The following is a 14,487-nucleotide window of genomic DNA, read 5'->3' on the forward strand; positions in this document are numbered from 1 at the left end:
ATCACTAAATTTCTTGCACCAACCTAGTAATAAACAAAATGAAGAAAATAATATTAACTGCTTTAACATTAAGCTTTTTCAGCAGTTTAGCCTTTGCACAAAAGCCCGCACTTGGGGTAGTAGATAAAGTTATTAAAGCCGAAGACAATTTTAATAAGCTGGTTGCACGCAAGGGAATAAAGAGTGCTTTTTTAGAGGTGGCAGACCCTGAGGGAATCGTTTTTAAGCCCCAGGCCGTTTCAATAGTTGATTTTTATACCAATATTGATAAACAACCCGGCTCATTAAGCTGGAAACCAAACTTCGCGCGTATCTCTGCTAATGGCGACCTTGCATTTTCGGCAGGGCCATATATTTACCAGAACGGTAAGAACGATACAGACAAGGTTTATGGCGATTATGTATCCATCTGGCGTGCCGATGTAGGTAATAACATGAAATTACTAATGGACCTGGGTATACAGCACCCCGAGCCTGAGCAGGATGCTGTAACTGATTTTACCGAACCGGATTCATCAAAACTGATTGCGCCAAGCAAGGACCCTTTTAATGGTAAAAATATTATACTTGCTACCGATAAATTGTTTAATCATTCATTATCTATCTCATCACTGGCCAGCTACAAAGAGTTTTTGAGCCCGGAGGGCCGATATTATTTCCCCGGATTTGAGCCAATAGTAGGGCAGGATAAGATCATGAAGTTTATTGATAACGAAGATATATCCATAAGCGCCGAGACGGTAAATGCCGGCCGATCTACAAGTAATGACCTGGCTTACAGCTACGGCACAGCCCGCATTAAAAAAGGCGATGTAGTGAGCAATTACAACTACGTGCGCATTTGGGAAATTGATAAAGACCACAAATGGGATATATTGCTGGAGGTATTCTCGGCAGTTGAGAATGAGTAATTGGTGAATGATTGGATTGGGTTGATTAGGTGAGTGGTTGATAAGTTTCACCACTCACCTAATCAACCCAATCCAACCACTCACCCACCTCACTACTTCTTATAATACGGCGTATGCGTATCTATAAACGCTTTTTCGGTGTCGTTGTAGTTTTTGTTAATATCATTCCTGCCGTTGTTTAAATCGTTGTTTGTTTCGTTATAAGTTTTAACGCTGGCATTTATATCGTTTACGGCGTTGTTGTAGGTGTCAATATCCTGCTTGGTCCGTTGGTCGGCTGATTTTCCTTCCATGGTAGTTTTAAGCTTCTCAAAATTCTCTTCTTTTAAAAAGAAATCGGTAACCTTTGGTATCTGTACCTGGGCTTCGTCCTTATAAAAATTTAAGGCTTGTTTAACACTTTCTATTAACGTATTGTCGCCGTCATATCCAAGCATTTTGTCGAGTGTTGCAAGGCCCTCAATGGCATATTTGCCCAGTGCGCTGCGGGTTTGTTCAATTTTGGTTACATTTTTTTCGTTTACAGCATTGGTAAGCTGGTTATCTTCCCAGTTGCATTTATAGAAGATCAGGTACACCTTATCGCGGTATTCACTCAGTTTATTTGATTCCTTCATCTTATCACCAAGCTCTGTTCTGTCATTGGTGAGCGTTACATTGTATTTGGCTGCAAATGTTTCCTGGGCCTTGTTCACCCTGGTTATGGCGGCCTGCAGCGTATCATTAGTAGCTTGCTGTAATAATAAGTAAGCCTGCATTTCGTCATAACTACGCTCTGCAATATCATCCATATCTACTATGTGGGCATAATCATCATTAAAAATTTTATAGCACAGACCCACGTAATTCAAACTGCCCTGCCGTAAGGAATTATCGCCCTTAAACGGCCCAAGGTTATAATTGATAGTGTTTTGGCAGGTTTGGATTGCCTCTATAGCCTGCTCGCGCATTTTATCTATCTTACGTTTACGGCTGCTATGGGCCGACGCGCTGATATAGGCCATATAGGATTTATTCATCCCGGTTTCTGCATCGCTGATCACGTTCATATAAGCGCCGGGGTCGCTGCTGGCATCCTGTGCTTTTGCAGGATGTATTGCCGCACATGTTATGATCAATAACAAAATGAAAGGTGTAAATAGTTTTTTCATGAAAAATGGTTTTTGGTTGATCTTTTATGGAGTTTTTAATTTGGCGAGTACATCATATGCTATGCCGACATAAGCGTCGGAACTTAACTGTTTGCTAAACTCCTCGTTCAGCTCTTTAAGACTGCCATCAGCCTGCATACGGGCCAGTTCATACTGGTTGTTTTTTACGCTGAATTTTTTTGATCTGCTGCCCGGCGCAACGGCATCCTCTTCCATTTTTATGCCTGGAGCAGTATCAGCCAGCGCATCCTTTAAATTCAGCGAAACATCCTTTACGGCGTTATGCTGTTTTGAATAAGCGATGAAATTTTTTACCGCATTGAAATATTTATTGGTATCAATTTCTGTTTGTACCCCTGCCGCCAGGGCTTTTAAAGGCTGTGGAGGATATGGCTGATAGTACTTGTTAGCAGCTATGGTCCCCGGGCGTAAAGCAAAGGGCTCGTCAGCTTCTTTTGTGATGTAGGCATCCAATATATCAGGCAAAACAATATCGGGCTGTACGCCTTTAAATTGCGCCGTAGTGCCGTTAACCCGGTACAGCCTGCTTATGGTAATTTTTAAATAATTGGTGCTCGGGACCTGCATGCTTTCATATGTAACGGTAGTATCCATCGGGAAAACAACCTGCGCCGTAGCCTTGCCATAAGTCGGCGAGCCTATAATTACGGCACGGTTATAATCCTGCAAGGTGCCGGCAACCAGTTCAGAGGCCGATGCGCTATACCCATTTACCAATATCACCAGCGGGCCATCATATATAGTGCCGCGATCAACATCTTTCATGGTGTATATTTTCGCGTTTTTTTCTTTCACCTGTTCAACCGGACCGGCATCAATAAAAATGCCCGATAACTCGGTAGCTTCCCCTGCCGAGCCACCACCGTTATAGCGCAGGTCAAGTATAAGGCCGTTTATATTTTCTTTTTTCAGCTTTATAATTTCGCGGCCCACATCATTTGCACAGCCATTAAGGCCATCGTTATTGGTATCCCAATCCTGATAAAAGGCGGGCAAATAAATATAGCCAACGGTGTTGCCGCTGCCTTTCAGTATAAAGCTTTTTACCTTGCCTTCATCATCATCGGTTGCCACCTGCTCTTTTTGTAAGGACACCTGTATAGTGCTGCCATCTGCCTTTTTCATGGTGAACAGTGCCGCCTTATGGTTGCTTTCGGCCATGAGCGCGCTCAACTCGTTTATTGATGCGTCGGATACATCAACAGGCGGGCTACCCTCCCATTGCAGGGCCATAAACTTATCGCCCTTGTTAAGCTTGCCGCCTTTAAATGCCGGACTGCCGGGTTCCAGCTTATCAATTAATACGCCGCCGGCTTTATCGGGTTTTATGGTAAAGCCAAACATAAAGCGTTGTTTGCCGAGTTCGCCTTCAAACATTTCTTTTTCTTCGGGCGGGAAAAACTGGGTATGCGGATCGAAACAGGTTGCTATGGTGCTGCAATAAATATCGCCCACATATTGGGTTATGCCATAAGGGTTCTGCAAAACATGGTTTATCCTCCTTTTATAGGATGCAACTACTTTTTTACGGAATACCACCTCGGCGCTGTCGACGTATTTCTTTTGTTTTACCAGACTGAGGGCCTTAAAATTGTCGGGCATATCATCGATCAACTCATCAAGTACACCTGATTTTATTTTTTTATACAATTTTAACTGCATAGCAGCCAGCGATTGAGGATGCAAGGTGTCTTCGGGTACGGTAAGCTTTTCGGCAGTATAAAAATTGAAAGGTGTTTTGCCTATTATGCTGATAAGTGAATCAGCCTGTTTGAGGCGCTGTTGGTAAATGCTTATGAACAGGCTTAAATAGGCTGTTCGGCGGTGTTTGATCTCGTAATTGAGCGTTGTGGTATACGGACTGAGCTTGTATATATCACCGCTGGTAAAATAGATCCTGCCGGGATCAGTGGCTTGTAGCATGCCTTTGAATACGCCAACAGAAAATGCGCTGTTCACTTCCCTTGGCTCCACATGAAATTTATTTACCATGCGGATGAGCACAAACGCATCATTAGCGGTTTTATCAATTGTTTGGCAATAGGATAAAACCGGGAAAATGATAAGAGCAATTAGCGTTGCTAAACTTTTCATGCAAATAATTAGGCGCATGAAAATAAAGAAAATAATTTGGTTTATTAAACTGTCATTCTGAGCGATAGCGAAGAAACTTTCCTCAGGGTAAACGCTTTGAAGATCCTTCGCTATCGCTCAGGATGACAAAGGCTTAAAACAACTGTTCAATAATATCATCAGTTGACAGGCCATCAGCCTCCGCGTGGTAGCTACGTACTATGCGGTGGCGCAATATGGGTTTTGCTACGGCACGTACATCCTCAATATCGGGCGAGTATTTACCATGTAAAACAGCATGGCATTTAGCGCCTAAAACTAAATATTGCGACGCACGCGGACCTGCTCCCCAGTTCAGCAGGCGCTTAACCTGCGGACCAGCAAACTCGCTGTTAGGGCGTGTTTTTGATGCCAGTTTTACAGCATATTCCAACACATTATCGGCGACAGGAATATTGCGTACCAATTGCTGAAAATAGATGATCTGCTCGGCGTTTAAAATATGTTTAACATCGGCCTTCGCTGTGCTGGTTGTATTTTTAACTACCTGTAGCTCCTCTTTAAATGATGGGTAATCTAAAGATACATTAAACATAAAGCGGTCGAGTTGGGCCTCCGGTAATGGGTAGGTTCCCTCCTGCTCTATGGGGTTTTGTGTAGCCAGTACAAAAAATGGTTTTGAAAGTTGATGCGTAACCCCTGCGGCAGTAACCGCTTTTTCCTGCATGGCTTCAAGCAGGGCGGCTTGTGTTTTGGGTGGTGTACGGTTTATTTCATCGGCCAGGATGATGTTTGAAAAAACCGGGCCGGGGATAAATTTAAAATTTCTGTCTTCGCCTAATATCTCAGACCCGATAATGTCCGAGGGCATCAGGTCGGGCGTGAATTGTATGCGTTTAAAATCCAGGTCGAGCACCTGTGCTACGGTTTGCACCAGCAAGGTTTTTGCCAGGCCAGGCACACCTACCAATAGGCAGTGCCCGTTGCTAAAAATAGATATGAGTACGTATTTAACAACTTCGTCCTGGCCTATAATAACCTTTCCTATCTCGGAACGTAATTGCTCATAGACCTTTTTTAAGGCATCAGCCGCTTCAACATCAGATCGGTGCTGCATTCTAAATTATTTTACGTCGGCTGTTACTAACGCTGGTGTTGCCCATCCCTTTACCTGAGGACAGCTCTGGTATTCAGGATCTATTTTAATAAAGGTTTCTTTTCTTCTTTTTTCAAACCACTCGCTTATGGTGCGGTTTATCTTATCGTTATAAGCCGCATCCTTTATTTTAGGGAAATCCTGCGCAAGGTTAGCTTTGTGCGCATCGGTAACAGATTTAAGGTATAAGATCTTATAAGTTTTTTTACCATCCTGACCGGTGAATATTTGCGGTTGCGATATCTCACCTATCTTCATGGTATCAATTACAAGGGCAACTTGCGGGTCAAGCTTATCACTTGGTATAAAGGTGCTCCTATTCTGCACATTCTCGGCGTTCAGCATCATACCCCCATTGTATTTGGTGTCTTTATTATCAGAATAATAGGCCGCCGCACTTGAAAAGTTTATCAATTTATTTTTAACCATCAGGTTATAAATACTATCGGCCCGGGCTTTTGAGCGTATTAAACTTGCACTGGTAACTGCAGGTATAACCAAAATGTGGCGCACGTGCACCTGCTCTCCCCTGCGTTCAATTACCTGCAAAAAGTGAAAGCCATAATCAGTTTCAAATACAGGCGAAATCTCACCGGCCTTTAATTTAAACGCCCATGCCGTAAACTCTTTTACAAAGGTATTTCTATCAGCAAAGCCCACATCGCCACCTTCAGCCGCCGAAACCGGATCCTGTGAATACAGGCGGGCCAGCGTACCAAAATCCTCACCATTTTTTACACGGTTGCGCAAATCTTCAGCTTTTTGTTTGTAGGCTTGTTTTTCTTCCTTGGTTAATTTTGGCTGAAATACTATTTCACCTACTTCAACCTCTTTGTTAAAGGTTGGCAAGCTGTCTTTGGGCATAGCATTAAAATATTTTTCAACATCTTCAGGGGTTACATTCAGCTTGTCGGTAATTTTTTGCTTCATTTTATCAGCAACCATACCTTCACGTATGTCCGGGCGAACCTCGTCTTTGTACTGTATTACGGAGCGGCCTAAAAACTGCTCCAGCTTATCCTGGCCACCGGCGCGTTGCTCCATGGTACGCATTCTGCGGTCAACTTCGTTATCTACTTCGTCGTCCTTAACGTCAATACTATCGATGATTGCCTGTTGGGCCAATATTTTTTGGGATATAAGCCCCTGTATGATCTGGCATTTAACAGCAGGATTTGGCGCGCCACCCTGTGCAAGGTAGTTGGCGTATGATAATTCAATATCAGATTGCAAAATAATACTGTTGCCCACCACCCCGGCTATTTTATCGAGTGTATGCCTTGGCATATTGGCCATTGCTGCTGAATCAGTTGTATGTTGCTGCGCGCTGGCAACTGATATGGTTAAAAAAATGCTTAAAATGGCTATCCCAAACTTTCTCATGTACTGTTTTTATACTAAATATAAGCGCGGATTTATCCGCTAAAAAAATCAAATTTCGGTAAAATTTATTAATTATAAGGTGCTTAAATAATTATGTGAAAATGGGCCACCTATAATTATGCGAATATGCCGATAAAGCCTCAAACTGTTTAACTACTTTTGTTAAAATTTGTTAAAGTGAACATAGAGAACCCCGCTGCACTGCATTTTATTATGCAGGACGACCTGTTTTTTTTAAATTCAGATAAAAACCTGTACAACAACAAGGTAGTTGCTGATGAAGTGCCCGTTGCCCAGGCGGTAAGTGTTCCGCCAGTTGCGATTGCCCCGGTTGTTGAAATTGCTGCGAGTGAAAAGCCTGTTGAGTTTAAATATCATGGCAAAAACAACAAGAATTTTTTGGTGCTGGTGCATTATCCCGCCCTGGAATTTATACATGAAACGCATTTAATCGCGCTGGATAATATACTGAAACGCAAAGGTTTTGAGCTTCAGGATGTGGCCATATTCAATATCGCCAAATATGATGCAGTTAACCTTGAAACCCTGACAACTTATTTTAAGCCACAAAAAATGCTGATACTGGGTAAAAGCGCATTACCGCAGGGGATAGTGCCGCTCGCGCTTAATGTGCCGCAGCAGGTAGCAGGCTTTGCCGCATTATACAGCTTTAGCTTTGATGAAATGATGGATAATAACGATTATAAAAAGGCTTTTTGGGAACAGATGAAGGGGTTGTAAGCACGGTAAGTTTTTTCGCGCTCCGTTGACTCACCCTGACTACGCTTTGCTGGTCGACCCTCTCTGCAGCTTTCGGCAAAGAGGGTGAGGAAAATATAAATTTCTTGTCCTGATTCCTGACTCTTAATTCTTGACTCTTCTATAACATGCAACAATTAGTTTTCGCCACAAATAACGCGCATAAGCTGGAAGAAGTAGCCGATAAGGTAGCCGGCAAAGTTAAACTGCTTAGTTTAAATGATATTGGCTGCCATGATGATATTGCTGAAACTGGTACTACCTTTCAGGCTAATGCATCTATAAAAAGCTATTACATCTACCAAAAATATAACCTGAATTGCTTTGGGGATGATAGCGGACTGGAAATAGACGCTTTAAACGGTGAGCCGGGTGTATATTCGGCACGATATGCGGGCGAGCATGGCAACCACCAGGCTAATATGGATAAAGTACTGGAAAAATTGAAAGATAAAACCGACCGTTCAGCAAGTTTCCGCACCGTGATATCATTGATTTGGGAGGATAAGGAATATTTTTTTGAAGGAACAGTAAACGGCACCATCCGCCATGAACTCAGCGGAGCTGCAGGCTTTGGTTATGATCCGATTTTTCAACCCGATGGTTATGATATAACTTTTGCCGAAATGAGTATGGTAGAGAAAAATAGCATCAGTCACCGTGCAATAGCTGTTGGGAAGTTGATTGAGTTTTTGCAGGGAGTATAATTTTTCATTCACCCCTACATCATGTCATTGCGAGCGATAGCGTGGCAACCTCGTCGCATGTATATTGAACGCGACGAGGTTGCTTCGTCGTTCCTCCTCGCAATGACATCTATTTATTATGGCTTCACACCTATACTATCCTTTTTAGTTTGCACAGCCGGACTCAATACCGGAGGTGCTTTAGCTTTTGTTGTATCCTTACCAGCACCTATAGCTGGTTTAACAGCAGGGCTTGTTGTTTTTGCAGTATCTCTCCCCGCATTTATCGCAGGCGCTTTTAAGGTAGTATCCTGTGCTGCTTTTATACCGGCTGGTTTACCAGGCGGAGTTGTAATTTTACCCGGAGGTTTACCATTTATCTTTTTAGGGCCGGTTAAACCGCCTCCGGGTTTGGGTTTAACCGTGGTAGTGTCTGACTTATGGTTATAGGATGGCAGGATAGATTCTTTAGATACCGGCCTGTCTTTAGGTTTCCAAAGAAAGCCTTTCAATATTTTTTCATCCTCCTTTACTACGTGGATAGGGATATACCTGTTCTCGGGCTTGGTGATAAAGCCCAGGTCGGTTACCTCGTTGTTTTTCATATACACCCATAGCCTGCTACTGAATGAGCGCTGCATATCGGTTATTTGCTTAGTTGTGCTATCGCGCACAAAATATATGGTTTCGGCATTGCCATCAACATATACCCGGCTCAGCTTGCTGTTTTTGAAAAAGGCCCGCATTTTTTTACCCCCAACCTGGTTAAAGTGGCTGGAATCCTCTTTTTCCACATTCACAATAAATGCGTTGGGGAACATGTCCATTTTGTCGATCTTTTTATTCTTCAATTGCAGGTAAACCGTATCGCCCGACAGCTGCGAGCCCTCGGCCCAAATCATCGGCTTCACATAACATCGTATAGTTGAATCGCTGTTACTGTAAAAAATGGAATCAGCTACAGCCTGGAGGTCCGATTTAAATATTTTGGCCTTATGAAAAGCCTTTATAATACGTATGCGCGCCGTATCACTCAGCACAATATTTGGGGTATAAAATGTTGAATCGGGCTTGACGTTCTTTTTAGGCTTAGATGATACAATGGTGCTTTTCTTTTTTACGGGCTTTGGCTTTGGTGGCCCAAAATAATCACGGCGATAATAGCTGGTATCTTTTGGCAGCCGGGGTACTACAAGCGTAATGGTTTTCGGGGCCACTTTATATATTATATGCTCAATTTTTACCTTTGAGGTATCTACTATATGCGATATGCTGTCCTGCCTTTTTAGCTCCCGCTGTTCTTTAAATGTTACTATTTGCGTTTCTATCGTATCTGCCGACATATAAACAGAGTCGGTTTTTACCTTTGTTTTTTTAGGGGCGATAGGTTTGCCGGACACAATGCTGTTGGTATCTGGCTTTGCCCCTTTAATGATAGTGTTTACCTTGCCCTGTGTGCCTTTGTCAATACTTTTGATTTGGTTTGCTGCCAGTTTCTTTAAGGAATCCGTCGTCGGTAGTTTTCTGCTGAAGGAATCAATAATCGGCATAGTCAACTTCCCTTTCAGCGTGTCTATCTTCTTGATCTGTGCCGCAGATGGATTCATAATAGGCAGCGTGCCCATGCTTAATGGCCCCTGTTTTTGCGTGCTAACACTGCCTTTTTTGCCTTGCGCGGCGGCTGCCTTTGCAAGCGAGTCTGTTTGAGCCTTTGTGAGTAATGGTTTTTTGGGAGTGTCACGCTTTTTTGTGGTGTCATCTTCTTCGGTAACCATAATAATGTAAGGGTCGCGGGTAACAATGGCCAGGTCGTTCTTTTTAAAATAAGTACCCAGGCCCCCTTTTATGGTTACTTTCTGCTCTTCATCATTAAAAGTAACATGCTTAACTGCCCGGCCATAGCCCACTAGCCGGTCATAAAACAAGGTGTCGCCAATTAATGTTTTGGTGCCTTGTTTGTATAAATTCTTTTTGATGAAATTGGCCTGTTCGGTCTTGGTGTCATAAGTGCCATTTTCGGTAAGCAGGGTATCCTTATCCTTAGTGCCATATATCCGGGTGGGCCCGTAAAAGTAATTGATCTTTGATTGTGAGTTGTACCGCATGGTATCGGTATAAATGAGCGCGTCGGTAGTTTTGCCTACCACATCGTACCTGAAATAAGCATCGTGCGAAAAAGAGAAATAGTAACCATTTTTACTGGTAAGCGTATTGGTTTTGCTCACCAGCTTACCGCCATCGGTATAAGTGCCTATGCGGGTGGCGGTATTATAATTAAAGTGGTTGGTAGTTAAAGTGGCATCTTTATCAACCATTACTACATTGTCGGTTAATACGGCTATTTTGGTATTACCATCATAGTTAAGCTTATCGGAGTAAATGTTAAGCGTATCGCCCTGGTTTATATTTACGTGGCCAAAGGCTTCAAAAGCATTTGCCGAGGGGTAAAAATAGGCACTGTCCGACCGCATAATGGAGAAATCCTGTTTCCATACGCCATCGTATACCTTAATAATGTCCACGCCATTGCGTTTATCACCGTGGCTCCGGGTTGATGAAATCAGGTTCACTTTTGATTTTTTTTGGCAAAAAGCAGTAGCCGTAATCAGCAGTAATACAAAACTTATGACATATTTACTCACAATGGCAAAATTAGTTTTTTGTTGGGGTTATTAAATTAATAATTTTGATGAATGCTGCCGGTTAAACAATTTACGGAATTTATTGAAAAAAACAGCTTGTTTACGCCCGGCAATAAAGTGCTGGCGGCAGTAAGCGGTGGTATGGATTCTGTTGTAATGGCCCACCTGTTAAAAGCGGCCGGGTATAATTTTAGCATAGCTCATTGTAATTTTCAGCTAAGGGACGATGAAGCCATTGCCGACCAGGAGTTTTCCCATCAGCTGGCCCAGCAATTTCGGGTTCAGTTTCATACTATTAATTTTGATACATCAGCCTACGCTGCCGAGCATAAAATATCCATCCAAATGGCGGCACGTGATCTCAGGTATCAATGGTTCGATCAGATAAGGCAGCAGCATAGCTATGATGTTATCGCGCTTGCGCATCACCAAAACGATGCGATTGAAACAATATTGTTAAACCTTACCCGGGGCACCGGCATTGCTGGCCTGCATGGTATTTTACCTAAGAATGGCAGCCTGGTGCGCCCGCTGCTTTTTTTAAATCGGGATGATATACAGGTAATTGTACAGCAGGGGCATTTAAAATATGTAGAGGATAGCTCAAACGCATCTGTTAAATATGCACGTAATAAACTCAGGCACGAGGTTATTCCCAAACTAAAGGAACTGAACCCGGCTTTGGAAAGCACCTTTGAGAATAACCTGCAGCATTTTAGGGACATGGAAACCCTGCTGGAGCTGCGCCTGGTGGAGTTACGGCAGGATCTACTGATTGAGCAGGGCTATGAGATCCATTTATCCATATCGGCAGTAAAGAAACTAAACCCCAAACGACTGCTGCTTTTTAAGCTTTTGCAGGAATATGGGTTTAATGAAACCGCTATTGATGATTTGATTTCCGTATTGGATAAACACTCCGGGCGGGTTTTTGAAAGCAGTAATTTTAAGCTGATCCTCGACCGGGAAAACATCATCCTGGTTAAAAAAACGATGCATCAACATGCAGCAATACAAATAGCTGAGGGTGAACATGGGGTAGATTATGGCGGTTATAAAGTTACGCTGCTGCATGATGATAGTCCGCTGATTATAAAAGATAACCCATTAGCGGTGGCTATTGATACTGATTTGCTGATATATCCGTTAACTATACGCCCCTGGCAGCAAAGCGACTATTTTTACCCGCTGGGGATGAAAACACGCAAGAAGTTGAGCGACTTTTTCATCCAGCAAAAAATACCCCTGCATGAAAAAAGCGGGATACCTTTACTGGTAAACGGCAACGGCGATATTATGTGGATAGGCGGCCACCGGCTTAATGAACGTTATAAAGTAAGTGATAACACTAAAAAAGTTACTATATTCGAACTGATAAAAATTTGAAGATTCGTTGATTTGAGGATTTGAAAATTGCTTTACATTAGCAGGACTTTCATCTTCAGATCTTCAAATGCTCAAATCATCAATATAAAAATGGAGAAACCTGCCTTTATTGAAAAGCAATACCTTGGAAGGGAATTTATACCCATTACCATACGCCTGGTGATGGCCATGTTCTGCTTTGCAGCTTACTTTTTTACAGATATTGAGGAAAAAAATAATGACCTGCTGGTGATTGTGGGGTTTGCTATTATCATCATCTCCATTATCATGGGTTTCCTGCTGCATTTCAGAACCAGGGTACAAAATAAGAGCATTATGCTTGATGGCTTGTGGACAACCCGCCTGGTGAAAATTGACCTTAACAGCATTGTAAAGGTTGAAAAAGGTGAATATAGCCGCTACCTATTTAATAACCCCGTTTACAACCTGCATACAAAGGGGACCATCCGCTTTTATACCAGCGGTAAGGAATCAATCCACCTTACTGATCGTGATGGGTTGGTTTATATCATTGGCTCCCAGCATCCTAATGAATTTTTGAGAGCCATACAGGCCGAAATGAAGAAATAATTGTAGCTTTTACAGCTAAATCATACTTTCTGAAAAAAATATTAAAAAAAATAAATCCGTGTCCATATTTATCTCGTAGGTACTGTTTTAACCCCCCAATTATGAACAGCGACAAGATGCATTTCAAGATAAAGGCTATTGCGGCCAATATCAGGAACAAGAGAGAACACAGGAACTACACACAGGAGTACCTTGCAGCAAAGTTGGACATCTCACAGAATGCTTACAGCAAAATTGAACTCGGTTACACAAAAATTACAGTGGAGCGTCTTTTTCAGATAGCTGATGTATTGGAGTATGATGTTACGGATCTTTTAAGCATAAAACCTGATAATTCATACTTCAAAGGCTGTTTAGCGACAACAATAATATCTTTACAGGATATTATTGTAAGCTATGGATATTAAAAAAATTATTGAAGCCACAACAAACTTTGTACGTAATACTCTAAAAGATGCCGAAGGCGGCCATGACTGGTGGCATATTTACCGCGTTTGGACCAATGCCAAACGTATAGCCTCATCTGAAAACTGCGATATACTTACCGTTGAACTTGCCGCGCTTTTGCATGACATTGCCGACAGCAAATTTCATGGCGGCGATGAAGAAATTGGCCCCACCACAGCAGGCAATTATTTGCGCAGCATTGATGTAAATGAACCCATCATTGAACACGTGCAGCAGATCATCAGGAATATTTCATTTAAATCGGGTTTTGATAAACCGGGTTTTCAATCCATAGAATTGCATATTGTACAGGATGCCGACAGGCTCGATGCTATTGGCGCCATTGGTATAGCGCGCACTTTTAGTTACGGCGGCTTTAAAAACAGGGAGATCTATAACCCCGAAATACCTCCTAACCTGCATATGAGTAAGGAAGAATATAAAAATTCAACAGCGCCCAGCATTAATCATTTCTACGAAAAGCTGCTGCTGCTCAAAGATAAAATGAATACAACTACCGGCAAAAAACTAGCTGAACAGCGGCATGAGTTTATGGCAAATTACCTTGAGCAGTTTTATATGGAGTGTAAATAAACATTTTTTTTAGACTTGTCTAAAAAAAATGTTAGCTTTGCTTAAATTTAAAGGCGAAACAGTATGTTAACATACTGTTTAAACAGAAAGCTTACTTTTGCGTCTAAATGTAAAATAGGGTATTTGAATATATTCAATTATTGATCAATTAATTGCACATGATATGAACATGGTTGCTGAAAAAAAGCTTACGGAAAAAAAGATCAATCCAACAGCTATGCGCCTATTGGTTTTGGATTCATTATTAAAGCAACATTCTGCTATTAGTTTAAGCGATATTGAAAAAAGCCTTGAAACGGCCGACAGGATAACCATATACCGTACCTTAAAAACCTTTGAGGAAAAAGGCCTGATCCATATTATAGATGATGGAACAGGATCACCTAAATATGCTTTATGTGCTGAGAGTTGTGATGCAAACCAGCACCACGATCTGCATGTGCATTTTTATTGTGCGGAGTGTAAGGAAACTTTCTGCCTGTCTAACAGCAAAATACCAGAGGTAGCATTACCTGATAACTTTACATCAACAGAAATGAACTTGGTTGTTAAAGGTGTTTGCAGTAAATGCAAAAATTAATGCAATTCCATTGCATACCATTAACAGCTTACTTTGCAAAAAAAATTAAAAATCAAATAAAATGGATACCGGTCCGAGTAGAACACATCCGCAATTTACAATTTCCTGTTAGCCGGTACGCCTTCTTT

At 42.0% G+C, this 14,487-nt stretch carries 13 protein-coding genes; 8 read left to right on the plus strand and 5 right to left on the minus strand.

The features are described from left to right. Positions 1-38: 38 nt before the first annotated feature. Positions 39-911 (plus strand): nuclear transport factor 2 family protein, encoded by an 873-nt coding sequence (locus BLU33_RS22855; RefSeq protein ID WP_091378912.1) that lies wholly within the window; start codon positions 39-41, stop codon positions 909-911. A gap of 92 nt (positions 912-1,003) precedes the next feature. Here the strand turns inward: BLU33_RS22855 and BLU33_RS22860 are convergent, their stop codons facing one another. The 4 genes from BLU33_RS22860 to BLU33_RS22875 all read right to left on the minus strand — a co-directional run bounded on the left by BLU33_RS22860 (position 1,004) and on the right by BLU33_RS22875 (position 6,695). Further along, positions 1,004-2,062 carry an LIC11966 family surface protein gene (locus tag BLU33_RS22860; RefSeq protein WP_091378915.1) on the minus strand — a complete coding sequence of 353 codons (1,059 nt, stop codon included), beginning with the start codon at positions 2,060-2,062 and terminating at the stop codon, positions 1,004-1,006. Positions 2,063-2,086: 24 nt separating this feature from the next. Next, positions 2,087-4,177 (minus strand): S41 family peptidase, encoded by a 2,091-nt coding sequence (locus tag BLU33_RS22865; protein ID WP_157682329.1) that lies wholly within the window; start codon positions 4,175-4,177, stop codon positions 2,087-2,089. 133 nt (positions 4,178-4,310) lie between these two features. Then, a complete protein-coding gene (locus tag BLU33_RS22870; protein WP_091378922.1) occupies positions 4,311-5,273 on the minus strand; it encodes an AAA family ATPase in 963 nt (320 codons plus the stop codon). A 6-nt stretch (positions 5,274-5,279) separates the two neighbouring features. After that, on the minus strand, positions 5,280-6,695 hold the full coding sequence (locus BLU33_RS22875; protein ID WP_091378925.1) for a peptidylprolyl isomerase: 1,416 nt from the start codon (positions 6,693-6,695) through the stop codon (positions 5,280-5,282). A gap of 177 nt (positions 6,696-6,872) precedes the next feature. Here BLU33_RS22875 and BLU33_RS22880 point away from each other — a divergent pair, with 177 nt between their 5' ends. Next, positions 6,873-7,436: a hypothetical protein gene (locus BLU33_RS22880; protein WP_157682330.1), complete on the plus strand. Its 564-nt coding sequence runs from the start codon at positions 6,873-6,875 to the stop codon at positions 7,434-7,436. A 146-nt stretch (positions 7,437-7,582) separates the two neighbouring features. Continuing rightward, positions 7,583-8,161, plus strand: a complete 579-nt coding sequence (locus tag BLU33_RS22885) for a non-canonical purine NTP diphosphatase (RefSeq protein ID WP_091378930.1) — start codon at positions 7,583-7,585, stop codon at positions 8,159-8,161. 116 nt (positions 8,162-8,277) lie between these two features. Here BLU33_RS22885 and BLU33_RS22890 read toward each other — a convergent pair whose 3' ends face one another. Next, positions 8,278-10,782, minus strand: coding sequence for an OstA-like protein (locus tag BLU33_RS22890; protein ID WP_157682332.1), 2,505 nt, complete (start codon positions 10,780-10,782; stop codon positions 8,278-8,280). Between the two features lie 51 nt (positions 10,783-10,833). Here BLU33_RS22890 and tilS point away from each other — a divergent pair, with 51 nt between their 5' ends. The 5 genes from tilS to BLU33_RS22915 all read left to right on the plus strand — a co-directional run bounded on the left by tilS (position 10,834) and on the right by BLU33_RS22915 (position 14,359). Further along, on the plus strand, positions 10,834-12,168 hold the full coding sequence (gene tilS / locus BLU33_RS22895) for a tRNA lysidine(34) synthetase TilS (RefSeq protein ID WP_091378938.1): 1,335 nt from the start codon (positions 10,834-10,836) through the stop codon (positions 12,166-12,168). Positions 12,169-12,258: 90 nt separating this feature from the next. Beyond that, the gene (locus tag BLU33_RS22900) at positions 12,259-12,738 is read left to right on the plus strand and encodes a hypothetical protein (RefSeq protein ID WP_172829287.1); all 480 of its coding nucleotides are present in this window, start codon (positions 12,259-12,261) and stop codon (positions 12,736-12,738) included. A gap of 101 nt (positions 12,739-12,839) precedes the next feature. Continuing rightward, complete coding sequence (locus tag BLU33_RS22905; protein ID WP_232009345.1) at positions 12,840-13,145, plus strand: helix-turn-helix domain-containing protein; 306 nt, start codon at positions 12,840-12,842, stop codon at positions 13,143-13,145. Beyond that, on the plus strand, positions 13,141-13,779 hold the full coding sequence (locus BLU33_RS22910) for an HD domain-containing protein (RefSeq protein ID WP_394331800.1): 639 nt from the start codon (positions 13,141-13,143) through the stop codon (positions 13,777-13,779). Before BLU33_RS22905 ends, BLU33_RS22910 begins: the two co-directional genes overlap by 5 nt. A gap of 163 nt (positions 13,780-13,942) precedes the next feature. Beyond that, positions 13,943-14,359 carry a Fur family transcriptional regulator gene (locus BLU33_RS22915; protein ID WP_091378945.1) on the plus strand — a complete coding sequence of 139 codons (417 nt, stop codon included), beginning with the start codon at positions 13,943-13,945 and terminating at the stop codon, positions 14,357-14,359. The last annotated feature ends 128 nt before the right edge of the window (positions 14,360-14,487 follow it).

It is taken from the genome of Mucilaginibacter mallensis (assembly GCF_900105165.1).
GTDB classification, from domain to species: Bacteria; Bacteroidota; Bacteroidia; order Sphingobacteriales; family Sphingobacteriaceae; genus Mucilaginibacter; species Mucilaginibacter mallensis.

Coding starts and splice junctions, on each gene's coding strand:
- BLU33_RS22855 (WP_091378912.1), top strand. CDS start 39: ATGAAGAAAATAATATTAACTGCTTTAACATTAAGCTTTTTCAGCAGT.
- BLU33_RS22860 (WP_091378915.1), bottom strand. CDS start 2,062: ATGAAAAAACTATTTACACCTTTCATTTTGTTATTGATCATAACATGT.
- BLU33_RS22865 (WP_157682329.1), bottom strand. CDS start 4,177: ATGAAAAGTTTAGCAACGCTAATTGCTCTTATCATTTTCCCGGTTTTA.
- BLU33_RS22870 (WP_091378922.1), bottom strand. CDS start 5,273: ATGCAGCACCGATCTGATGTTGAAGCGGCTGATGCCTTAAAAAAGGTC.
- BLU33_RS22875 (WP_091378925.1), bottom strand. CDS start 6,695: ATGAGAAAGTTTGGGATAGCCATTTTAAGCATTTTTTTAACCATATCA.
- BLU33_RS22885 (WP_091378930.1), top strand. CDS start 7,583: ATGCAACAATTAGTTTTCGCCACAAATAACGCGCATAAGCTGGAAGAA.
- tilS (WP_091378938.1), top strand. CDS start 10,834: ATGCTGCCGGTTAAACAATTTACGGAATTTATTGAAAAAAACAGCTTG.
- BLU33_RS22900 (WP_172829287.1), top strand. CDS start 12,259: ATGGAGAAACCTGCCTTTATTGAAAAGCAATACCTTGGAAGGGAATTT.
- BLU33_RS22905 (WP_232009345.1), top strand. CDS start 12,840: ATGAACAGCGACAAGATGCATTTCAAGATAAAGGCTATTGCGGCCAAT.
- BLU33_RS22915 (WP_091378945.1), top strand. CDS start 13,943: ATGAACATGGTTGCTGAAAAAAAGCTTACGGAAAAAAAGATCAATCCA.